At 37.3% G+C, this 22600-nt stretch carries 26 protein-coding genes and 1 tRNA gene; 19 read left to right on the top strand and 8 right to left on the bottom strand.

What is annotated here, in order from left to right:
* The first annotated feature begins 4 nt into the window (after nucleotides 1–4).
* The 5 genes from GKE48_RS11335 to GKE48_RS11355 are packed head-to-tail and all read left to right on the top strand — an operon-like array spanning nucleotide 5 to nucleotide 3586.
* Complete coding sequence (locus tag GKE48_RS11335) at nucleotides 5–718, top strand: P-II family nitrogen regulator (RefSeq protein WP_154301111.1); 714 nt, start codon at nucleotides 5–7, stop codon at nucleotides 716–718.
* A complete protein-coding gene (locus tag GKE48_RS11340) occupies nucleotides 702–1937 on the top strand; it encodes a PP-loop family protein (protein WP_154301112.1) in 1236 nt (411 codons plus the stop codon). Before GKE48_RS11335 ends, GKE48_RS11340 begins: the two co-directional genes overlap by 17 nt.
* A 2-nt stretch (nucleotides 1938–1939) precedes the next feature.
* A complete protein-coding gene (locus tag GKE48_RS11345) occupies nucleotides 1940–2122 on the top strand; it encodes a DUF6472 family protein (protein ID WP_012740059.1) in 183 nt (60 codons plus the stop codon).
* 22 nt (nucleotides 2123–2144) lie between these two features.
* The gene (locus tag GKE48_RS11350; RefSeq protein ID WP_055286568.1) at nucleotides 2145–3101 is read left to right on the top strand and encodes an NYN domain-containing protein; all 957 of its coding nucleotides are present in this window, start codon (nucleotides 2145–2147) and stop codon (nucleotides 3099–3101) included.
* Entirely contained in the window at nucleotides 3101–3586 is a 486-nt protein-coding gene (locus GKE48_RS11355) for an S-ribosylhomocysteine lyase (RefSeq protein WP_154301113.1), read from the top strand. The genes GKE48_RS11350 and GKE48_RS11355 overlap by 1 nt, the downstream gene beginning before the upstream one ends.
* Nucleotides 3587–4027: 441 nt before the next feature.
* Here the strand turns inward: GKE48_RS11355 and GKE48_RS11360 are convergent, their stop codons facing one another.
* From GKE48_RS11360 to fba, 3 genes are all read right to left on the bottom strand, one after another.
* Nucleotides 4028–6136 (bottom strand): glutamine synthetase III family protein, encoded by a 2109-nt coding sequence (locus GKE48_RS11360; RefSeq protein ID WP_012740056.1) that lies wholly within the window; start codon nucleotides 6134–6136, stop codon nucleotides 4028–4030.
* Nucleotides 6137–6363: 227 nt separating this feature from the next.
* On the bottom strand, nucleotides 6364–7281 hold the full coding sequence (locus GKE48_RS11365; RefSeq protein WP_055215795.1) for a class B sortase: 918 nt from the start codon (nucleotides 7279–7281) through the stop codon (nucleotides 6364–6366).
* An 18-nt stretch (nucleotides 7282–7299) separates the two neighbouring features.
* Nucleotides 7300–8163, bottom strand: a complete 864-nt coding sequence (gene fba, locus GKE48_RS11370; RefSeq protein ID WP_055215796.1) for a class II fructose-1,6-bisphosphate aldolase — start codon at nucleotides 8161–8163, stop codon at nucleotides 7300–7302.
* 159 nt (nucleotides 8164–8322) lie between these two features.
* Here fba and GKE48_RS11375 point away from each other — a divergent pair, with 159 nt between their 5' ends.
* The 3 genes from GKE48_RS11375 to GKE48_RS11385 all read left to right on the top strand — a co-directional run bounded on the left by GKE48_RS11375 (nucleotide 8323) and on the right by GKE48_RS11385 (nucleotide 10697).
* On the top strand, nucleotides 8323–8685 hold the full coding sequence (locus tag GKE48_RS11375; RefSeq protein ID WP_022097650.1) for a DUF3899 domain-containing protein: 363 nt from the start codon (nucleotides 8323–8325) through the stop codon (nucleotides 8683–8685).
* Between the two features lie 225 nt (nucleotides 8686–8910).
* Nucleotides 8911–9936, top strand: coding sequence for a TFIIB-type zinc ribbon-containing protein (locus GKE48_RS11380; protein ID WP_055286574.1), 1026 nt, complete (start codon nucleotides 8911–8913; stop codon nucleotides 9934–9936).
* Nucleotides 9933–10697: a TPM domain-containing protein gene (locus GKE48_RS11385; protein ID WP_119218328.1), complete on the top strand. Its 765-nt coding sequence runs from the start codon at nucleotides 9933–9935 to the stop codon at nucleotides 10695–10697. The genes GKE48_RS11380 and GKE48_RS11385 overlap by 4 nt, the downstream gene beginning before the upstream one ends.
* Nucleotides 10698–10771: 74 nt before the next feature.
* On the opposite strand, the gene GKE48_RS11390 is transcribed toward GKE48_RS11385, so the two are convergent.
* Nucleotides 10772–11290 (bottom strand): peptidylprolyl isomerase, encoded by a 519-nt coding sequence (locus GKE48_RS11390; protein WP_041688281.1) that lies wholly within the window; start codon nucleotides 11288–11290, stop codon nucleotides 10772–10774.
* A gap of 128 nt (nucleotides 11291–11418) precedes the next feature.
* Here GKE48_RS11390 and GKE48_RS11395 point away from each other — a divergent pair, with 128 nt between their 5' ends.
* The gene (locus tag GKE48_RS11395) at nucleotides 11419–12117 is read left to right on the top strand and encodes a GNAT family N-acetyltransferase (RefSeq protein WP_154301114.1); all 699 of its coding nucleotides are present in this window, start codon (nucleotides 11419–11421) and stop codon (nucleotides 12115–12117) included.
* Between the two features lie 5 nt (nucleotides 12118–12122).
* On the opposite strand, the gene GKE48_RS11400 is transcribed toward GKE48_RS11395, so the two are convergent.
* A complete protein-coding gene (locus GKE48_RS11400; RefSeq protein WP_055215801.1) occupies nucleotides 12123–12824 on the bottom strand; it encodes a hypothetical protein in 702 nt (233 codons plus the stop codon).
* Nucleotides 12825–12983: 159 nt separating this feature from the next.
* Here GKE48_RS11400 and GKE48_RS11405 point away from each other — a divergent pair, with 159 nt between their 5' ends.
* Nucleotides 12984–13679, top strand: a complete 696-nt coding sequence (locus GKE48_RS11405) for a YesL family protein (protein WP_055215802.1) — start codon at nucleotides 12984–12986, stop codon at nucleotides 13677–13679.
* Nucleotides 13680–13849: 170 nt separating this feature from the next.
* On the opposite strand, the gene GKE48_RS11410 is transcribed toward GKE48_RS11405, so the two are convergent.
* Complete coding sequence (locus tag GKE48_RS11410) at nucleotides 13850–14188, bottom strand: P-II family nitrogen regulator (RefSeq protein WP_022099077.1); 339 nt, start codon at nucleotides 14186–14188, stop codon at nucleotides 13850–13852.
* A 123-nt stretch (nucleotides 14189–14311) separates the two neighbouring features.
* On the bottom strand, nucleotides 14312–14851 hold the full coding sequence (locus GKE48_RS11415; RefSeq protein WP_154301115.1) for a hypothetical protein: 540 nt from the start codon (nucleotides 14849–14851) through the stop codon (nucleotides 14312–14314).
* 216 nt (nucleotides 14852–15067) lie between these two features.
* Here GKE48_RS11415 and GKE48_RS11420 point away from each other — a divergent pair, with 216 nt between their 5' ends.
* The 5 genes from GKE48_RS11420 (at nucleotide 15068) to GKE48_RS11440 (ending at nucleotide 18007) form a co-directional block, all read left to right on the top strand.
* Nucleotides 15068–15475, top strand: coding sequence for a hypothetical protein (locus GKE48_RS11420; protein ID WP_055286588.1), 408 nt, complete (start codon nucleotides 15068–15070; stop codon nucleotides 15473–15475).
* A gap of 90 nt (nucleotides 15476–15565) precedes the next feature.
* Nucleotides 15566–15638, top strand: a tRNA-Gln gene (locus tag GKE48_RS11425).
* Nucleotides 15639–15772: 134 nt separating this feature from the next.
* Complete coding sequence (locus GKE48_RS11430; RefSeq protein WP_022099080.1) at nucleotides 15773–16600, top strand: CvfB family protein; 828 nt, start codon at nucleotides 15773–15775, stop codon at nucleotides 16598–16600.
* Between the two features lie 82 nt (nucleotides 16601–16682).
* Nucleotides 16683–17060 carry a RidA family protein gene (locus GKE48_RS11435; protein ID WP_022099081.1) on the top strand — a complete coding sequence of 126 codons (378 nt, stop codon included), beginning with the start codon at nucleotides 16683–16685 and terminating at the stop codon, nucleotides 17058–17060.
* A complete protein-coding gene (locus GKE48_RS11440; RefSeq protein WP_154301116.1) occupies nucleotides 17051–18007 on the top strand; it encodes a CPBP family intramembrane glutamic endopeptidase in 957 nt (318 codons plus the stop codon). Before GKE48_RS11435 ends, GKE48_RS11440 begins: the two co-directional genes overlap by 10 nt.
* Before the next feature lie 79 nt (nucleotides 18008–18086).
* Here the strand turns inward: GKE48_RS11440 and GKE48_RS11445 are convergent, their stop codons facing one another.
* Nucleotides 18087–18263: a YjfB family protein gene (locus GKE48_RS11445; protein ID WP_082414064.1), complete on the bottom strand. Its 177-nt coding sequence runs from the start codon at nucleotides 18261–18263 to the stop codon at nucleotides 18087–18089.
* A 320-nt stretch (nucleotides 18264–18583) separates the two neighbouring features.
* On the opposite strand from GKE48_RS11445, the gene GKE48_RS11450 reads away from it, so the two are divergent.
* The 4 genes from GKE48_RS11450 (at nucleotide 18584) to ftsX (ending at nucleotide 22533) form a co-directional block, all read left to right on the top strand.
* Nucleotides 18584–19699 (top strand): ABC transporter ATP-binding protein, encoded by a 1116-nt coding sequence (locus GKE48_RS11450; protein WP_022099084.1) that lies wholly within the window; start codon nucleotides 18584–18586, stop codon nucleotides 19697–19699.
* A 135-nt stretch (nucleotides 19700–19834) separates the two neighbouring features.
* A complete protein-coding gene (locus tag GKE48_RS11455) occupies nucleotides 19835–20926 on the top strand; it encodes a PucR family transcriptional regulator (RefSeq protein WP_154301117.1) in 1092 nt (363 codons plus the stop codon).
* Nucleotides 20927–20948: 22 nt separating this feature from the next.
* On the top strand, nucleotides 20949–21635 hold the full coding sequence (gene ftsE, locus GKE48_RS11460) for a cell division ATP-binding protein FtsE (RefSeq protein ID WP_012740035.1): 687 nt from the start codon (nucleotides 20949–20951) through the stop codon (nucleotides 21633–21635).
* Complete coding sequence (gene ftsX, locus GKE48_RS11465) at nucleotides 21625–22533, top strand: permease-like cell division protein FtsX (RefSeq protein ID WP_022099086.1); 909 nt, start codon at nucleotides 21625–21627, stop codon at nucleotides 22531–22533. Before ftsE ends, ftsX begins: the two co-directional genes overlap by 11 nt.
* The last annotated feature ends 67 nt before the right edge of the window (nucleotides 22534–22600 follow it).

Raw genomic sequence — 22600 nt, forward strand, 5'->3', positions numbered from 1 at the left:
GGATATGAGTGAAGTATATGTAATGGTAACAATATGCAGCAGGAAGAATATGCCGCGTTTTGTTGATTGCTATAAGGATTATAATGTTGAAGCAGCTAATATATCGTTAGGCAGGGGAACAGCATCAAGTGATGTACTTGATTTACTGGGACTTGAGGATGACGAGAAGGGTATCCATATGTCACTTGTTACAGAGAATACATGGAAGAATGTTAAGAAGGGGCTTCAGAGTAAGTTAAGAATAGATGTGCCAGGAACCGGAATCGCATTTATAGTGTCGCTAAGCAGTATTGGTGGCAAGAGAGAGCTGGGATTCTTAATTGACGGGCAGGAATATAAGAAAGGAGATGAGAGCACATTGAAGGATACTAAACATGAACTTATTGTTGCAATAGCTAATTATGGATATAATACACAGGTGATGAGAGCAGCGGAAGAAGGCGGTGCAACAGGTGGAACGGTGCTTCATGGAAAGGGTGTTGGAATGAAACGGGCAGAGCAGTTCCTTGGAGTTTCGCTTGTTTCAGAGAAGGAAGTAATTCTTATTGTTGCAAAGTCATCACAGAAAAATGCTATTATGCGTGCTATAATGGACAAAGCCGGCGTAGACAGCAAGGCAGGAACTATTGTGTTCTCACTTCCTGTTACAAGTACGGCAGGACTGCGTATTCTTGAGGATTTGCAGGATGAAGAGGTTGATGATGAAAACAATAATTGATTACCAGAATGATGAAAGAGAAAAGGTTCTGATTGATGTAAGAGACAAGCAGGAATTCGAGAAGGAAACATATCCCGGAGCCATAAACTGGTACTGGGAGGAACTGATTAAGGTGCTTGAAGAAACACCTGAGAAATTCACACAGCAGTTTGATAAGAGTGTTCCTATATATCTTCTGTGCTATACAGGTCTGCACAGTGATGATCTGGCAGATATTCTTGAAGAAATGGGTTATGAGGTCTACAGTCTGTATGGCGGCTGGGGCGCTTATATGAAGTGGAAGTTCGAGAATTATGTCAAGGAAGCACAGGCAGAGAATGAGCTTTCAGGTGAAGAAAGAGTTAAGGAAATAGAGCGGAGCATAGTCAAGAAGTTCAGAAAGCCTATATGGAGAAAGTTCACACAGGCACTTAATGAATACGACCTTATACAGGACGGAGATAAGATTGCTGTCTGTATATCAGGCGGTAAGGACTCAATGCTTATGGCGAAGCTTTTTCAGGAGCTTAAGAGACATGGGAAGAATAATTTTGAACTTGTATTCTTAGTTATGAATCCGGGATACAATGATATTAATTATCAGGTTATTCTTAATAATGCAAAGATTCTTGATATTCCTATAACTGTGTTCAAATCAGAGATATTCGATACGGTTGCAGATATAGAGGAGTCACCATGTTATCTGTGTGCCCGAATGAGAAGAGGATATCTGTATAGTAAGGCTAAAGAACTGGGCTGCAATAAGATTGCGTTAGGTCATCATTATGATGATGTTATTGAAACAATTCTTATGGGAATGTTATACGGTGCGCAGATTCAGACTATGATGCCAAAGCTTCACAGCACTAATTTTGAGGGCATGGAACTTATAAGACCACTTTACCTTATAAGAGAAGCTGATATAATACATTGGAGAGATTATAATAATCTTGCATTTATACAGTGTGCATGCAGGCTTACAGAGAGCTGTGCTTCATGTGGTGGTACAGAAAAGGGTTCTAAGAGAGGCGAGATCAAGCAGCTTATTAAAGATTTGACTAAGGTAAGCCCTTACATTGAGAAGAACATATTCAGAAGTGTTGAAAATGTTAATCTTGATACAGTTATTGCGTATAAGCAGTACGGTGTTAAGCATAATTTCCTTGAAAGATATGATGAAATGGGAAGACTCAATGGCGCATCAGGCAGCCAGACAGCAGATAATAAGGAGATGGAATAAATATGTCATCACAATATAATTGCGATTACTGCAATAACCTTGTATATGACGAGGAGATTGAAGGATATGTATGTGATGTTGATATGGACGAGGACGATTACGCAAGACTTTTAAGTTCTTCATATAAGCAGTGTCCATATTATCAGAGCAATGACGAATATAAGATAGTACGTCATCAGATGTAATGTTTATATTAAGGGGGAATCTATGGACGATAAGAGGTATGCGGTTCTTATTGATTCGGACAATATTTCATCAAAATATATTTCTAATATATTAGATGAAATGACTAAGTATGGCGTTATAACGTACAAGCGAATATATGGGGACTGGACAAGTCCGCAGGCGGGCAAATGGAAGAAAGAATTGATGGAGAATTCAATTACACCAATACAGCAGTTTCGCAACACAGTAGGCAAGAATGCTACTGATTCAACACTTATAATTGACGCTATGGATATTCTGTATACGAAAAATGTGGATGGATTCTGTATTGTATCAAGTGATGGAGATTTTACAAGACTGGCAAGCAGGCTGCGTGAATCTGGCATGGAAGTTATTGGAATGGGTGAGAACAAAACACCAAGGTCATTCAGGGCAGCATGTTCAGTATTTACTGATCTGGAACTTTTACAGGATCAGGAGGACGAAGAAATTACAGCTGTTAATAATAAGCAGAGGCCTAACAGATCACACAATATTATACGAATTTCCAAAATCGAAAATGCTATTATTGAGATTATCCAGGAAAATGATAATAAGGGAAAGCAGACGGATTTAGGAGAGATAGGAAGCCGTTTGCAGAAAAAATATTCTGACTTTGATGTCCGTAATTATGGGTATAGCTCATTATCCACATTTATCAATGAGATGGATGGGTTCAAGACATATAAGGTTAATAATGCAGTACTGGTAAAGCTCAAAGAAGATGACAATATTAAAGAACAGGTTGTTAAATACGCAATAGATAATGTCAGAGCAAGCAAGGCAACAGGAGTTGAGCTTGCAATACTTGGACAGAGAATACATAGTCAGTATCCGAAATTCAAGGCAAAGGAATATGGATATTCAACTCTGACAAAATTTGTATCAAGCATAAAAGAACTGCTAATAGAAACAACAGATAACAAAAGAATAGTATTTATAAGAAAGAAGGAGTCATAATGAACAAGATAGCAAGTTTTACGGTGAATCATCTTGATTTACTGACAGGTGTATATGTATCAAGAAAGGATTATATCGGAGATGTATGTCTTACAACATTTGATTTAAGATTTACAAGACCTAATGAAGAGCCACCTATGGATACTCCTGGGATTCATTCAATTGAACATCTTGTTGCTACATTTTTAAGGAATCATGCAGAATGGGCTGAGAAAACTATATATTTCGGACCTATGGGCTGCAGAACAGGTTTTTATGTTATATTTGCAGGAGATTTAAAGTCTGAGGATATTATCGGGATATTAAGAGAAGCTGCCGACTATGTTCTTAATTATGACGATAATACACCAATTCCTGGATATTCACCAAGAGACTGTGGTAATTATCTGGATAACAATCTTAAGCTTGCGAAGATATATATGAAGAAGTTTAAGGAGGAGGTTCTGGATAATCCGGTTGAGGAGAGGTTGAGTTATCCACAGTAGCGTGTAGGTGGTGCCAGTCTGGGGATATCGGGCTGTGGCTTTCATGGATTACTGCGCTTAGCAGGAGTAAATGCCGCCATATACAGAGCTTTTTACAGCGTGCAAAAGCAAACGCACTTCGTTTGAACGAGCTTTTGCACGCTGAACTTTTGTCTATGGCGGCATTAACTCCTGCACAGCTCGTAATAAATCAAGCCACAGCCCGATACCCCCAGACTGGCAATCTACACAGTGGATGTTTCAAGGGGTGAAAATCGCACTAATCAGAATCGGATTGCCTGTCTGATTAGTGGGATTTTTTGTGATGTGAGTAGAACCAGCCAGATTCGGCTTCGCCTGTCTGGCTGGATATAAAGTAAGATAGCCGAAAACAGATTCAGCTTTGCTTGTCTGTTTTCGGCTATCTTTTTATGAGAGTGATTTATAACAATTAGTTATGTATTATACCTCGAATAATAATTCGCTGTAGCTTGGGAATGGCCAGAATTCCTTATCTACTATCATCTCGGCTTTATCTACTGGAGCTCTTAATTCGTCCATTGCAACCTTTACTGTATCTCTGAAGTATTCAGCCTGTGCTTTTCCTTCAAATGTAGCTGCTGTAGCAACTGTCTCTGCAAGCTTAGCTGAAGCTGCTTTCATTTCCTTTAAGTAACCAGATACTTCTGTAAGGATGTCTGCCTGAACTGAAGCGTCTGCACCAGCTTCCTTAACTGAAAGTACTGAGTTAGCAAGTTCTGTTGTGTATGAGATAATAGCAGGAATGATTTCCTTGCCAGCCATATCTATCATTGTCTTAGCTTCGATGTTGATTGCCTTAGAGTAAGCCTCGTACTTAATCTCAGCTCTTGACTTTAATTCAGCTTCTGTGAATACACCAAATCCTTCAAACATCTTAACTGTTTCAGGTTTAACAAGTGAACCAACAGCCTCAACCATAGATTTGATATTAGGAAGTCCTCTTCTTTCAGCCTCTGCTACCCATTCATCTGAGTAACCGTTACCATTGAATACAACTCTGTGATGGTCTGTGAAGAGCTTCTTAATCATATCATGGACAGCCATCTGCATATCCTCAGAGCCCTCTAATTCATCAGCAATTTCCTTAAAACTTTCTGCAACGATTGTATTAAGAACAACATTTGCAGGAGCGATAGAATCTGAAGAACCAACCATACGGAACTCAAACTTGTTACCTGTGAATGCGAATGGAGATGTTCTGTTTCTATCTGTAGCATCCTTGTTAAGGTCTGGAAGAGTAGAAGCACCAGTCTTTAACTTACCTTTCTGGATAGAGCTTGTAGCATCACCCTTATCGATTAACTGCATAACTACATCTTCAAGCTGCTCGCCAAGGAACATAGAGATGATAGCTGGAGGTGCTTCATTAGCTCCAAGTCTGTGATCGTTACCAACATCAGATGCAGACTCACGAAGAAGGTCAGCATGTTTATCAACAGCCTTCATAATTGCACCAAGTACAAGAAGGAACTGGAAGTTTTCATGTGGTGTCTTACCAGGATCAAGCATGTTAATTCCATCATCAGTTGTGATAGACCAGTTGTTATGCTTACCAGAACCGTTAACACCTGCAAATGGCTTCTCATGGAGAAGGCAAACAAGACCATGTCTGTAAGCAACCTTCTTCATAACTTCCATCATAAGCTGGTTGTTATCAGTTGCAATGTTGCACTGTGCATAGATAGGAGCTAACTCATGCTGTGCAGGAGCAACTTCGTTATGCTGTGTCTTAGCAGATACACCAAGCTTCCATAATTCTTCATTAACATCCTTCATGAAAGCTGCGATTCTTTCACGGATAGAACCAAAGTAGTGATCATCAAGTTCCTGACCCTTAGGAGGCATAGCTCCGAATAAAGTACGGCCAGAGAAGATAAGATCCTTTCTCTGTAAATATTTCTCTCGGTCTACTATGAAGTATTCCTGTTCAGCGCCTACAGAAGGAGTAACTTTCTTAGATGTTGTGTTACCCATAAGTCTTAAAATACGAAGAGCCTGCTCGTTGATGGCATCCATTGAACGAAGTAATGGAGTCTTCTGGTCAAGAGCCTCACCTGTGTAAGAGCAGAATGCTGTAGGGATACAAAGAGTAGCACCCTGGGCACCTTCACGTACGAATGCAGGAGATGTACAATCCCATGCTGTATATCCTCTGGCCTCGAATGTTGCACGAAGACCACCTGAAGGGAATGATGAAGCATCAGGTTCACCCTTAATCAATTCCTTGCCTGAGAATTCCATAAGCACCTTTCCGTCTGACTTAGGTGCTGATATAAATGAATCATGTTTCTCAGCAGTAGTTCCTGTTAAAGGCTGGAACCAATGTGTGTAATGAGTTGCACCTTTCTCGATAGCCCAGTCTTTCATAGCATTAGCGATAACATCAGCATCTGCTAAAGATAATTCCTGCACACCTTCCATTGTTAATTTAAGGTTTTTGTAAACGTTCTTTGGTAAACGCTCTTTCATAATTGTGTCATTAAACACATTCTCGCCGAAGATGTCAGCTACATTGAATCTTTCACTCATAACTTCCTCATCCTTCCTTTTCTTATCTTTTTATTAGTAAAACTAAAAAATGGCGCCCAAGTATATACTTATACAAATATATAAATGGAACGCCTTTGTTCTACCTTATTTAATTAGCGACAGCCTACTGTCTTTAAATAAAATAACTCATATTGTATGAATTTGCAAGTGCTTTTTTAAAAATATTAAAAAAATTAAGCCAGCATGAAATATGAGTGTTAAAATGCTTATTCTGAAGCGGATGCAGATGCTTCAGAAGATGTTCCATTATCTAACTTAGATTCTCCGACATATGTACCTGATACAATAACACGTTGTTTAGAATCATCTGTGCAGGTTGAAAATGTAACTACCTGTGTTGCGTTAGAAATATCGACTCCGGTATTGTACAGTGATTCAGCCTGGACATTCTTTGCGTATTCGCGAAGGCCGGACAGATTGCTGAAATTGAATGTAAATGTATCACTTATTGGATCAGTTATATATACTGTAAAAATCTTGTACTCACGGATTACATCCTCTGTATATATATAAAAAACATCATTACCTTCCGTCTGGTAGAAACCAGAATTCTTATATCTGGCAAGAGTACCAAACATAGCACCAGAACCCATGTTATGTCCATATATAATAACATGGCTGGCATTAAGACCATCTTTAATTCGATAATCAACGAAAAGGCATCCGTTGCGGTTGTAAGTTTTATCAAATGTATGAGTAAGATAAAAATCATTATCGGTTGTCTGGGCAATAGGAAGCCTTATATCTACCGATGGTACATAAAGAAAACCCAGACCATCAGGATTAATATCAAGCAGAGCCTGATGATTATAGACAAAAGGGATTGTTACATCCTGATTATCTTCACCTATTGTAATATTAACAGGGGTATCATCAAGGACATTACCTTCAATATTATCATAAATATCATTACCCTTCTTATATTCAAGAAGAATGGATACAAGCCTGACTGCTGCAAAAACAAAAACGCAGGCACATATAATTAAAATAATACGGCTTATTATGCTTGAGCGCTTTTTCTTTTTTTCTTTAACGTCAAAAGCGAAATCCGCTTCGTCTGGTTCTGTTTCAGGTGAAGCAGATGTTATAAAATCATCATCTTCATCTGTCTTTAAGTTACTCATAAAAATCTCCAATCATCATCAAGCTTTTCCTGCTGAACCAAAAAGATTAATCTTCTCGCGAACAGTTTCTTTAATTGCTTCGCAGCCTGGAGCCAGAAGCTTTCTAGGATCAAATCCCTTTCCTTCAAGGTCTTTGCCTGCTTCAATATACTTTCTTGTTGCATCAGCAAATGAAAGCTGGCACTCTGTGTTAACATTAATCTTAGAAACTCCAAGAGAGATTGCCTTCTGAATCATATCTGCAGGAATACCTGTACCACCATGAAGAACTAATGGCATATCACCAATCTTATCCTTAACAGCTGCAAGAGTCTCAAAGCTTAATCCTGGCCAGTTAGCAGGATACTTTCCATGTATATTACCGATACCTGCTGCAAGCATGTCTACACCAAGATCTGCAATAGCTTTACATTCATCAGGGTCTGCACATTCACCCATTCCGATAACACCATCTTCTTCGCCGCCTATTGAACCAACTTCTGCCTCAATAGAAAGACCAAGATTATGAGCTACATTGACAAGCTCGGTTGTCTTCTTGATATTCTCATCAATTGGATAATGAGAACCGTCAAACATAATAGATGTGAAGCCTGCTTTGATACATTTGTAGCATCCTTCATATGTTCCGTGGTCAAGATGAAGAGCAACAGGAACAGTGATTCCAAGAGACTTGTCCATAGCCTTAACCATGGCTGCAACAGTCTCGAAACCTGTCATATACTTACCAGCACCTTCAGATACACCAAGGATTACAGGAGCATTCATCTCCTGTGCAGTAAGGAGAATAGACTTAGTCCATTCAAGGTTATTGATGTTGAACTGTCCGACAGCATATTTGCCGGCAAGAGCTTTGTCTAACATTTCTTTAGCTGAAACTAACATATTTCTTTACCTCCATTGCACGATTTTGTATGACAACATTATATCTCATATCATTAAAAATGAAAAGGAATATTTATATGATATTTATGTGTTAATACAAAGAAATATGATGTATAATCATGTATGTCCTAAGGAAATATCTAAAGAGAGGAGACCTGTATGGGTTATTTAACATTTTTTATCAACAGGATAGCACTTGAAGCTGATACCAGTGCCGCAATGGATTTCTATAATAGTGAAGAGCATGCTGGCACAAGCTATCTGCCATTTATTGGGTTCATGCTTTTTCTTGCAGGAATTGTTGTAATTATTGTCGGACTTGCAACATATCTTACGGCAAAACATAATTTTAACATATTCTTTGATGCAAGAGATGTCAGAATGACATATGAGGAACAGATTATGCCTGATGATGAAAAAGCCAGACTTAATAATGAAAAACTTGCTAAAGATAAGAAGAAGGGAAAGATAATAATTATAATAGGAGTGGTTTTAGTTATAGCTTCATTCGTCGTATTATAATTATATGCAGGATAAAAAACACCGTCTGCCGGAGTAGCAGACGGTGAAAGAGGGAGGAGAGCTGTTTATTAACAACTCGATTTATGAAAAACATATAGTAGAAAATGTCTTGTTCTTATGATTGAATTATATTGAACAAAAGTGAAGAAACAATGTGCATAGTGTTAAATCTTATTGAATTAGATATGAATAAATTATGAACGACTGTGGATTAAGGAGGGGAATATGCCAACAATTTACAAATGCCCTGGGTGTGGTGCTGCTATGGAGTTTGACAGTACAACACAGAAATTAGGCTGTCCGTCATGTGGAATGCAGATTGATGTGCGTGAATATGAAGAGAAATATTCACAGAACAGTACACAGGGAGAATATGACAAAGAGATGAAGATGTACCATTGTAATACATGTGGTGCAGAGCTTGTAGCAGATGAGTATACATCGGCAACATTTTGTTCGTTCTGTGGTAATCCGACACTTGTGGAGGACAGACTTAAAGGTGAATTCAAGCCATCAACAATTATACCATTTAAGATTAACAAGGATAAAGCAGTAGAGATTTACAAAAACTGGTGTAAGAAAGGACCACTCACACCATCTGCTTTATCAAGAAATTCAACAATTGAGAAAATAAGCGGACTGTATGTACCTTACTGGCTGTATGATTATTCGGCACAGACAGATATGCATGCTAATGCAGAAAGGGTCAGGACAACAAGAAAAGGTGATACAGAGTATATATACACAGATCATTTTCAGGTGTTCAGAAATATATCTGCAAAGTTTGAGAAGATTCCGGCTGATGCATCTGAGAAAATGCCTGATGATGCGATGGATAAGCTGGAGCCATTTAACTATAACGAATTAACTGCATTTTCAATGCCATATCTGTCAGGATATCTTTCAGAAAGATATAATTATACGGCAGACCAGATACAGGAGAGAGCTACAAGAAGAGCTGACAAATATATAACAGACATTGCAATGTCAACAATTACCGGTTATTCATCTGTTAATATAATTCACAATGACATAACAATGCGTCCAACAGGGAGCCAGTATGCATTATTTCCGGTATGGGTACTTAATTACAGGTTTAACAGGAAGAATTTCCAGTTCATGCTTAACGGACAGACAGGAAAGATAGTTGCTGACAGACCGATAAGCGGAAAGAAAGCATTTGGCTTCGGCGCTGGAATATTCATTGTTACACTTATCATTACTATGTTTGGAGGGCTTTTGTTCATATGATGAAGATTAATAAGAAGATAAAGGCTTTCATGAGCATAATTATGGCATGCTTTATGTGTGTGGGAGTGTTGTTAAGTATTAAGACTGATGTGTATGCAGATTCATCAAAGGAATATGTATATGACAATGCAGGAATTCTTACTGCTGATGAGATAAGTAAGCTAAAGAGCCAGTGTAAGAAAGCATCTGAGGATTCAGAGTGTGATATAGTTATTATCACAACTAATATAGGACATGATGGCAGTACGATGGACAGCTATCTTAAGAAATTCCTTGATGATAACGGATATTCGCAGAATGCCGTAATATATGGCGTTGATATGAAATCAAGAGCTGATAGAATGTATACACAGGGCAAGGCAGGAACTGATATTTCACAGGAGACAATTGATGATATAAGAGAAGCGTGTGAGGAGAAGCTTTCGGATAAGGATTATTACAAAGCATTTTCTAAGTATATCAAGAATATGAATATGTGCATGACTACAAGCATAGTCAAAAAACTTACATACAAAATGTGGATAAAGCTTCTCATTGCATCAGGTGTTGCAGTTGCTGCTGTTCTTACAATGATGCATAATGCCAAGGCAAGAATGACTGTAAGCAGCACAGAATATACGAAAGACCATAACTTTAAGGTTAATGACAGAAGAGATGTGTTCATTAATACAACAGTTGTTACAAGACATATAGAGCACAACAATAGCAGCGGAAGCAGCGGCGGAGGCGGTGGAAACAGTGGCTCCGGCGGACATTTCTAGATAATAAAAGATAATAAAGGCGGGTACAGCAATTAACTGTATCCGCCTTTTTGATGTCAATGGATGAACTTTAATTATAACTTCTCTGGTTCTGGATATTCCTCTCCAAATGTCTCAACAGTAACAGTCTTCATAACCTGTGGTTTTCTAGGTCTGTCGCTGTAATCTGTGTCTACGCCTGCAATCTTGTCAAGAACATCTTCACCCTCGATAAGCTTACCAAAAGCAGCGTAATCTCCGTCAAGATGTGGAGCGTTCTGGTGCATGATAAAGAACTGTGAGCCTGCAGAATCAGGTCTCATAGAACGAGCCATTGAAAGAACACCTCTTGTATGCTTTAAGTCGTTCTTAAATCCGTTAGATGCGAATTCGCCCTTGATAGAGTAGCCAGGACCACCCATACCTGTTCCTTCAGGGTCACCACCCTGAATCATAAAACCTGCGATTACTCTGTGAAATATAAGTCCGTCATAGAATCCCTTCTGAACAAGATTAACGAAATTATTAACTGATGTAGGTGCGATTTCCGGATAAAGCTCAGCTTTCATCACATCGCCGTTTTCCATTGTGAATGTAACTATTGGATTAGCCATATTATTCCTCCTGAAATTCATCAAATTGCCCGCTTGTCTGCATGAGCAAAATGTGATGTAATTAATTCTAAATACTACAGTATAAAAAGTCAAATTAAAACTTTAGAAACAATTATGAAGAGGCATATATGAGAAAATGTATTGATATGGGCGAAGGCAGAAAAATAATAATTAGTGATAAAGATACGTTAAACCCTGATGGAACACTGGAGATTCCTGATATAGGGCTTGGAGAAGCATACCTTGGAAAAGCTTCATATGTTGTATATGATGAGGAAGATATTGATGACGACCTGTTAAAACTTGTATGTGCCAGAAAATACAATGAGCCGCTTGTAATTGCCAGAACGGAGAGGTTTATTATACGGGAGATGACAGTGGGGGATTTACCAAATTTATACGAATTATATCAGACACTTTCAGACTGCCAGTATGTTGAACCATTATATGAATATAAGGATGAAAAAGCATTTACAATAAAATACATTGAGAATATGTATGGCTTCTTCGGGTACGGTCTGTGGCTTGTGTTTGATAAGAAAACAGGTGAGCTAGTGGCAAGGGCAGGCGTTGAAAACCGTAGTATAGACGGACAGAATTGTCAGGAGCTTGGGTATCTTGTAAAAAAAAGCTGGCAGGGAAAGCATGTGGCATGGGAAGTTATGAACCATATAGTGGATATTGCTAAGGACAGGTTTGGTTTAGAAGAATTGTATATATGCACAGTGAAAACAAATATCCCATCCATACAGCTTGCATTGAAACTGGGTTTCACATTGTATGCAGGCGATACAGACGGGATGAATATATATAGAAAAAAGCTGTGATTATATCAGGCTGTCTTCATATTAAATATATATCTTATAAAATCAGCAGCATTGGTCTGATACTTTGATGATGATACAACACCATAGCAAGGGTCTTTCATATTCAGGTCACTGTCTTTGATTACAGGTGCTTCAGTGATATCTACAGCAATAGGATATGTCTCTCCGGCAGTGTTGGTGAAATACACAATGTAATCATCTAACTGCTCTAATTCCTCATCGGAGAATATATCGCGCAAATCACAGAAGAATATATCCTTGTCAGTACAGAAGTAATCAATATACTCACGTTCAGAAAGGTATCCGTCAAGAGAACCAGTTGATGCATAAGTATATAACTTATTAGCTGAAACATATGCTTCCTGGTCCATTGCCACTTCTTTCAGTGAAAATGTATATGAGAAATCAACCTGTTCTTTCTTGCCGTCAATTCCAAGATAGTCTGTAAGTCCGGTTGTGAGAATATCAGTATCATTTTCATAACCTGTCATCTTGCCATCAAGTACAGCAACAAAACATACAGTATCATAATTGTTCTTAACTATGGATGAAATAAGAGAAACTGCAAATATAACTGCAAGTACAACTCCTACGATTGGAATCCAGTAATAGCTCCATATGTATTTGATTTTATCTGAAAAAGACAAATCTTTAAGCTTTTTACGCTGCTCTTTAATTTCGTCGTGAATGTTGTTCCCTTTAGCCATAAACACTCCTTAATAATCGTTATTGTTTAACAGTTTATCATAAATGCTGTGGCAAAAAAACAGCTTTTATAAACATTTAAGAAATATATACGAAAAATTCTTTGATTTTTATGGCAGGTCTTGTATAATCATAGTGTTTAAGCAAAGGGGTATATAATTATGAATGGATTTGGATTAGATGGAAAACTTTTTAGAGGACTCACCAAGGCGGGTGACTTTATAATACTGGCAGTTATTACAGTTGTATTCTGTCTGCCGGTTGTAACAATAGGAGCATCGCTTACAGCAGCATTTTATTCAGGAATAAAATTAGTACGAGACGAGGAAAGTTATGTATACAAAGATTTCTGGAAGTCATTCAAGATGAACTTCGTACAGGGATTTCTGTTAGAGATTGTACATGGAGTTATTGGCTTTCTTCTTTTTATTGATTTAAGAGCAAGCGTACAGTGGGGACTTGTTCAGGGTTCACAGATAGGAACTTTGTTTATATTTGTTGTAATAGGAGTCATGGCAATATGGGTTGGAATAATGCTTTACTCATTTGCAATGCTTTCAAGATATGACAATAAGCTTATAGGTACACTTAAGAATTCACTTATTATATGTATGCATCATCTTCCACAGACAATAATTATGCTTATAGCAACTGTTGGACTGATATATTTCTCATGCATATATTTCACTGCATTTATAGTAACAATACCATTGATACTGTATGTTGATTCATATATTTTCTCAAGTATATTCAAGAAATTGGAAAAAGACATGGTTAAGAAAGATGAACCAGAGGTTATTGAGAATGAGGAATCAGAAGATTTAATCGAAGATACAACAGATAATAAAGAAGAATAAATCCTAAAAAAGGGGCGGGGTCACAGGCTGGGTAGTTTCCTGTGACCCCATTTTATATATCTGTACGGTTATGGGATACAGATAGCGAAAGTTATGTACAAAAAAAGAGATAACGGTCAGATAGTAATTCTGACTGTTATCCCCGTTGATAACCAATAATTAATATGAAATTATAAAGCGTCTGTCCCACGCTCTCCTGTACGGATTCTGATAGCATCATATACGTCATAAACAAATATCTTGCCATCACCATATTCTCCGGTATTAATCTGCTCAATTATCTGATCAATAATTGCCTCGTAAGTCTCATCTGATACAATTGATTCGACCTTAACCTTTGGAAGAAGATTACCACCGAAATCAACACCGTTGTAAACCTGCTTATGTCCACGCTGGCTTCCATATCCCATGATATTAGAAATCATAAGTCCATGCGCACCATTGCTATTAAGGATGGTCTTAAGATCATCAAGTCTTTCAGGTCTGATAATAATCTCTAACTTTTTCATAATTAATATCCTTTCGTGCTGACGACATCATTAAAACACTGAAACTGGCAAAAGTCAACTCAATTACCGTATAAACGAATAATGTAAATAACCAAATTGCATTTGTTAAAAAATATAAAGCAATCAGTCTTCGTAAAGCTGTCTGCTGGTTGAAAATACTAAGAAACAATAATATATGGTAATCACGGCAATCAGTGCTTCAACAAGTATAGACCACATTGTTATTGTAGACTTGAATGCAAAATAGTGGATAAATATTCCGGCAGACATAAGAAGCCATGTTATCTGATAATTTCTTGTAACAGCAGTTTTTTCCTGTATCCTTGCTTCCATGACAAGGGCTTCTGTATAATAATAGGTAAAATATATAGCAAATACGACACTGATACCTATTGCTATAGAATACATAGTCTCTGGCACAGGCCAGTCTCTTGCAATAAGATATTGTGAGAGTATTGCACCGGCAAGTCCGGCAAGAGAAAGAAACATTCCTTTCTTAAAGCGGGAATTAAGTTCTTTCATATTATTGATACCGAGGAATATAAGGATGTATCCGACGATATCATTGCTTATATCAATGTTTACAGTGCCAAAGGAAACCCAGAATCTTGTGCAGATAAGGAAGATTCCTATAATTACGAATATTGAATTCTTTTTGTTCATATTATTAATGTACTCCTTATAAAAATGTATCTTTATATTAAGTTAATCTTGCGGTAAGGTCAACGTAAAAAGCGGGTGTTTATAAAAATTTTATAGCAGTGCTTATAAATATATGTAAAATTATGTAGAAATTTGTTGGATTAGATGGTAAATTATCAGATAAACATGCCGATAAATATAAAACAAGGATGTAATCTATGCAGAAAGGAGTCAGCTATGGGAGTAGGAAGAATTAATATTCATTCATTTTATGATAACTATACAATAGGCAGTAAACATAATAATAATCTGCAGAATACAGAAGATGTTCAGATAGAACAGACAGGAGCTGGCTCACAGGAGGCTGGCAGTCAGAATCAGACTGACAAGGAAATTAACAAAGCACCTGTACATTCTGATCCTAAAGAATTTGCATTTGATTTTGAGAACAGAAACAGATTCAATCTTGTTGCTGCAACAAGCAGTATGGAAGATGTTGACATTAAGAAAGCTGTATCTGATATGGAGAAGGATCAGGTACTTGACCAATACAAGTTCTTTATAGGAACTGCACAAAAGATGCAGAAGATGCCTAATCTTGGTACTGATGCAGATGGTACAGTAACCCTTAAGATGACGGAGTAGACAGGGATTATAACACTTTTGAAATTTTTTTAAAAAAGTGCTTGCATTCCTGAAAACATTCATGTATAATACAGCATGTCGTCACGACATTGGGCTTTCGCCAAGTGGTAAGGCACTGGATTCTGATTCCAGCACTTCGGGGGTTCGAATCCCTCAAGCCCAGCTAGAAACCTCTCGTAGTCATACGAGAGGTTTTTTTGTGCGAGTAGCGATGAGAATAGACGTAGAAAGGCAACATACATACTTGCACTGAAATATTATGAAAGGGCTGGTGAAGCTGCCAGCATAGGTGTTGTTATGATAGAGTTAGGAAAAACACAGTGTCTTAACATTGTAAAGGTAACAGATTTCGGAGTATATCTTGGAACAGAAGAAGATAAAGTCCTTCTTCCTAAAAAACAGGTTCCAGATGATGTTGAAGTGGGAGATGCTCTCACAGTATTTGTTTACAGGGATTCAAGTGACAGACTTATTGCAACTACTAATAAGCCAAAGATTCAGCTTGGAGAACTTAAGAGACTTAAAGTATCACAGGTTACAGGTATTGGCGCATTTCTTGACTGGGGACTTGAAAAAGACCTGCTCATGCCATACAAGGAACAGACAACACATGTATCAGAAGGTTCAGAGTATCTTGTTGCTCTCTATATAGATAAGAGCGGAAGACTTGCAGCCACTATGAGAATTAACAAGTATCTTGAAAAGTCAGAGACACTTGTAAAAGACAGTGCGGTTACAGGTACTATAATAGGAATAACTCCAGATTACAGAGCGTATGTTGCTGTTGAAGATAAGTATGATGCATTTATTCCTATGTCAGAAGTGTTTGAACCACTTAGTGTCGGTGAGGTTATTCACGGACGTGTTTCAAGAGTAAGAGAAGATGGGAAACTTGTTATAAGCCTTAAGCAGAAGGCTTATATCCAGATGGACGAGGATTCAGTACAGATATATGACGCTATAGTAAAGAAGGGTGGAAGTCTTGGATTTACTGATAAAGCAGACCCAGAGATTATCAAGAAACATTTTAATATGAGTAAAAATGCTTTCAAGAGAGCTGTAGGAAGACTGCTTAAAGAAGGCAAAATTGAGATAACACAGAATTCAATAGTTCTTAAGAAATAGCTTCTTGAATGAATATGATGATTGCGGTACAATATATTTAATGCGTTTGTAACGTAAAATATGTTGAAATAAGGAGATTATTATGCAGAAAGTAATCAGTACAGACAAGGCACCAAGTGCAATCGGACCATATTCACAGGCTATCGAGATTAACAATATGGTATATACATCAGGAGTTATCCCTGTAATACCAGCTACAGGCGAGATAGCAGAAGGCGGAGTTGAGGCTCAGGCTGAGCAGGCATTTCAGAATCTCTGCAATCTTGTTGAGGCTTCAGGCTCTAAGGTAGAGAACATTGTTAAGACAACAGTATTTATTAAAGAAATGAATGATTTCGGTAAGATTAATGAAATCTACAAGAAATATTTTAAGGAGCCATTTCCAGCACGTTCATGCGTAGAAGTTGCAAGACTTCCTAAGGATGTTCTTCTTGAAGTGGAAGCAATTGCATGGAAGTAAGAAAAGTTAATGGCTTTTTTATTATATTTGTAATAGGTTATATCGGATTATCTGTTGTGTGTGCATCGATTATGGCTTATGCACAGAATTCAGGTATAGCTGTGCCTGACTGGATTCAGTATGTTATGTCAGAAGGGATAATTCTTCTTATTGCAATTATATATATGATTGTTCAGAAGATTGATCCTATCAGGGAGATTCCATACAAAAGAATAGGCATAGTTGATGTAATTCTTTCACTTGTTGCAGGATACTGCCTTATTCCGGCAGTATTATTAATAAGTAATCTTAGCATGTTGTTTTCAACTAATTATCTTGAGGAGGGAACAACAACACTGCTTACATATCCATTTGCGATGCAGGTTATATTGCTGGCAGTTATTCCGCCGCTTGTAGAAGAGCTTATATTCCGCGGGATATTCTTTGGCTCTTACAGGAAAGCCGGAATGACAGGTGCTGCACTAATGAGCGGATTATTATTCGGTTGCTTTCATCTTAATATTAATCAGGCGTTGTATGCATTTGTTATAGGAATTGTGTTTGCATATATGGTTGAGGCTACAGGTTCTTTGTGGTCGTCAGTTATTGCACATTTTGCGGTAAATACATATTCAATAGGAATTGTACAGATTCTTAAGATGGCGGGAATGTATGCGCAGGATGGCAGTGTATCTGAAACATTTGAAAATGCAGAGAGTGTGGCAGGTCAGAGCACAGCAATTACGGTTGTGCAGATTGCGATGATTGCTGTTATAGCAGCAGTATTCATGATGCTTGCTGTATTATGTATAAGAACAATGGCAAAACGTCATGGAAATCTTGAAAAAATGAAGATTCAGAATGTTAAATTATCACATATAAAGAATTATTTTACAGCTCCGGTTATTGTTGGCATTGTTGTGTGCGTAATGTATATGATAATGCTTGAATTTTCAGGAACTCTTTAGAAAAATATAAAGCCCATGTACATAGAAAACTGTGTACATGGGCTTTGTATTTCTAAAGATATGCATAGGGAAAACTGAATCAGATTCTTAAGTCAATATTCTGACCAAGTTCTGGTGTAACGGATGCTTCCATCATCTTAGCGATATCAGCACCAGCCGTTTCAACTGTATCAAGATTCTTCTTTAGCATTGCAATCTGGATATCATTAGTTATGCCAGATGTACTTATGTTAGTAGATAAACCGGCTATAGTCATAATCATTCCTCCAATCGTGTACATATATAACAGATGCGCATGAATAATAAAGTAAATACCCTATTGCTCTTTTTTATTATATATTTAAAAGGTTTTTATTTCAACAAACAATTAAAAACATAAACAGCATTAGTGATGTTTGCAGATAAACAGGTGGTAAATTTGTACAATTTATACATAAGAGGACTGGCTATGGTAAATTTGCAAAAAAAACGAGGAAAAGATTTGTAAAAATGTAATGTGGTAAAAAAGTCCTGTTTAGTGTATTATAATTACATCAAAAGCGCAAAGGCGCATTTATATTAGGAGGATATTTAATAATGGCAAGTTTATCGCTTAAGAATGTTTGTAAAGTATATCCTAACGGTTTCGTAGCTGTTAAGGATTTTAATCTTGAAATTGCTGATCAGGAGTTCATCATCTTCGTTGGACCATCAGGATGTGGTAAGTCTACAACACTTCGTATGATTGCAGGTCTTGAGGAAATCAGCTCAGGTGAGTTATGGATCGGTGACAAAATGGTTAACGATGTAGAGCCTAAGGACAGAGATATCGCTATGGTATTCCAGAACTATGCTCTTTACCCACATATGTCAGTTTATGATAACATGGCATTCGGTCTTAAGTTAAGAAAAGTTCCTAAGGCTGAAATCGACAAGGCTGTACATGAAGCTGCTAAGATCCTTGATATCGAGCATCTCCTTGACCGTAAGCCAAAGGCTCTTTCAGGTGGTCAGAGACAGAGAGTTGCTATGGGACGTGCTATCGTTCGTAGCCCTAAGGTATTCCTTATGGATGAGCCTCTTTCAAACCTTGATGCTAAGTTAAGAGTTCAGATGCGTGTTGAGATTTCTAAGCTTCACCAGAGATTACAGACAACAATCATCTACGTAACACATGACCAGACAGAGGCTATGACACTTGGTACAAGAATCGTAGTTCTTAAAGATGGTATTATTCAGCAGGTAGATACACCTCAGAACCTTTACAATACACCTAACAACATCTTCGTTGCTGGATTCATCGGATCACCTCAGATGAACCTTATCGATGCAGAAGTTAAGGCTAATGGTTCACAGGTTGACCTTGTTCTTTCTGACACAGTTACAATTACACTTCCAGCTGAGAAGAGCAAGAAGCTTATCGATGGAAACTATGTTGGTAAGACAGTTGTAGTTGGTATCCGTCCAGAGGATGTTAAGGATGATGCAGAATTCATCGCTAAGAATGCAGATTCTAAGTTCACAGCTACAGTTAAGGTTTATGAGTTACTTGGTGCAGAAGTTAACCTTCACTATGAAATCGGTGATGTAACATGCACAGCTAAGGTAAATCCTCGTACAACAGCTAGACCAGGTGATGAAGTAACATTTGCTATGGATGTTGAGAGACTTCATGTATTTGATAAGGAAACAGAAATCGTTATCACACACTAATTATTAAATTAATCTTAATTATTAAGAGGAAATGCAATAAATTTGCATTTCCTCTTTTTTTTTTTTCAATTTTGCTTTACAATAAGATAGAATATGTACGAATAAAGAGTAAGTGATAGATAGAAAGGGATAATAATGATATCTAATAGAATTTTACAGACAACTGTAGATGGACTTAAGGCTATTTCACGAGTGGATTTGTGCATTGTGGATGCAGATAAGAATGTTGCAGCCAAGACTTTTGATAATGTTTCAGAATGCCTTGCAGATGCGATTAATTTTATTGATTCGCCAGCAGAGAGTCAGGCAGTTAACGGATTTCAGTTTTTTAAGGTTGAAGATGATGGAAATCTTGAATATATAATTATGGCAAGAGGAACTAGCGATGATGTATATATGGTTGGAAAGCTTGCAGCTTTCCAGATACAGAATCTTTTAGTTGCATATAAAGAAAGATTTGATAAGGATAACTTTATTAAGAATCTTCTTCTTGATAATCTCCTTCGTGTAGATATGTATACAAGAGCAGAAAAGCTGCATATTGAGACTGATGTCAAGAGAGTTGTATATATTATCGAGACTAAGCATGAGAAGGATACTAATGCTTTAGAGACAGTAAGAACTCTTTTTGCCAATAAGACAAGAGACTTTATTACAGCAGTTGACGAGAAGAGTATAATTCTTGTTAAGGAAGTTAAAGGCAATGAGTCTTATGAAGAGCTGGACAAGACAGCCGATGTGATAATTGATATGTTAAATACAGAAGCCATGAGTGCTGCACATGTTGCTTATGGTACAATTGTCAATGACATAAGAGAGGTTTCAAGATCTTACAAGGAAGCTAAGATGGCACTTGATGTAGGAAAGATTTTCTACAGCAATAAGAATGTTGTTGCTTACAACAGATTAGGAATAGGCCGTCTTATATATCAGCTTCCTATACCATTATGTCAGATGTTCATTAAGGAGATATTTGAAGGAAAGGCTCCTGATGATTTTGATGATGAGACTTTGTCAACAATTAATAAGTTCTTTGAGAACAGCCTTAATGTTTCAGAAACATCAAGACAGCTTTACATTCATAGAAATACACTTGTTTACAGACTTGATAAAATACAGAAGATAACCGGGCTTGACCTCAGAGTGTTTGATGATGCAATAACATTTAAGATTGCTCTTATGGTAGTTAAGTACATGAAGTATATGGAAAGTAAAGATACATTTTAGTGATTTTTGGAGGAAATGATACATGATAATCATGGAAGATGTTACGAAGACATATTCCACTGGCGTTGCTGCGCTTAATGGAATTAATCTTCACATCCAGAAAGGTGAATTCGTATTTATAGTAGGTAAGAGTGGTTCAGGTAAGTCGACTCTTATCAAACTATTACTTAAGGAATTAGATCCTACATCAGGTAAGATATATGTTAATAAGAAATATCTCAATAAGATAACAAGAAAGAAGCTTCCGTATCTTAGAAGAGATATTGGTGTAGTATTCCAGGATTTCCGTCTGTTACCAGACAGAAATGTATATGAGAATATCGCATTTGCACAGAAGGTAGTAGAAGCTCCTAACAGAAAGATTAAGTCAAGAGTACTTGCGATGCTTTCCATGGTAGGACTTCTTGACAAATATAAGGCTTTTCCTAATGAGTTATCAGGTGGTGAGCAGCAGAGAATTGCAATTGCAAGAGCGCTGGTTAACAAGCCGGCTATATTGTTGTGCGACGAGCCAACAGGTAACCTTGATCCTGCCAATTCTAATGAAATCATGAAGATTCTTAATCAGGTTAATAAGCAGGGAACAACAGTACTTGTAGTTACCCATAATATGGAGATAGTTCAGCAGATGAAGAAGAGAACTATTACTATGAGTGAAGGAAAGATTATCAGCGATCAGGAAAAGGGTGGTTATTTCTATGAAGATTAGGTCATTAGCATATCATATTAAAGATGGATTTAAGAATATCCATCGTAATAAGATGTTCTCACTGGCATCAATAGCAACAATTACAGCATGTATATTCCTTTTTGGAGTATTCTATTCTATAGTGGTTAATTTTCAGTATATGATTAAGAAGGCTGAGACAGAGGTCTGTGTAACAGTTTTCTTTGACGAAAATCTCAGTGAGACGGATATTAAGAAGCTTGGAGATGAAATCAGCAAAAGAGAAGAAGTATCAAGAGTTCAGTATGTATCAGCTGATGATGCATGGGAAAGCTTCAAGGGTGAGTATTTCGCCGCATATCCTGAACTTGCAGAAGGCTTCAAGGATGATAATCCTTTAGCTAATTCTTCTTCTTATGAAGTATATCTTAAGGATGCAAGTAATCAGGGTACACTGGTTAAGTACCTTGAGAATAAGGATGGAATAAGACAGGTTAACCGTTCAGAGGTTACAGCAAGCGGACTTGCCAGTGCAGCAAGACTTGTAAGTTATGTTGCAGTTGCAGTAATTGTTGTTCTTCTTGCGGTATCTATATTCCTTATTACTAATACAATTGTAATTGGTATTACAGTACGAAAAGATGAGATATCAATCATGAAATATATAGGAGCTACGGATGCATTTGTTAATGCACCATTCTTCGTAGAAGGTATCGTTATAGGACTTATAGGTGCTATTATTCCGGTAGCAATATTGAGGTATATTTATGGTGGAGTTGTTAATTTTGTTCTTGGAAAATTCTCTGTTTTACAGAATATATTAGCATTTATGCCAGCATCAGAAGTATTTGAGGTACTTATTCCGGTAGCAGTTATTCTTGGAATTGGTATTGGTCTTATAGGAAGTTTCTTCGCTGTAAGAAAGCATGCCGATGTATAGTTTCGGATAGTTTTTGGGGGCTTTTGCAAACGGATGCAGAAGTCCCTGTTTGTTTTTAGAAAACATT

The organism is Lachnospira eligens (genome assembly GCF_009680455.1).
Taxonomy (GTDB): Bacteria; Bacillota; Clostridia; order Lachnospirales; family Lachnospiraceae; genus Lachnospira; species Lachnospira eligens_A.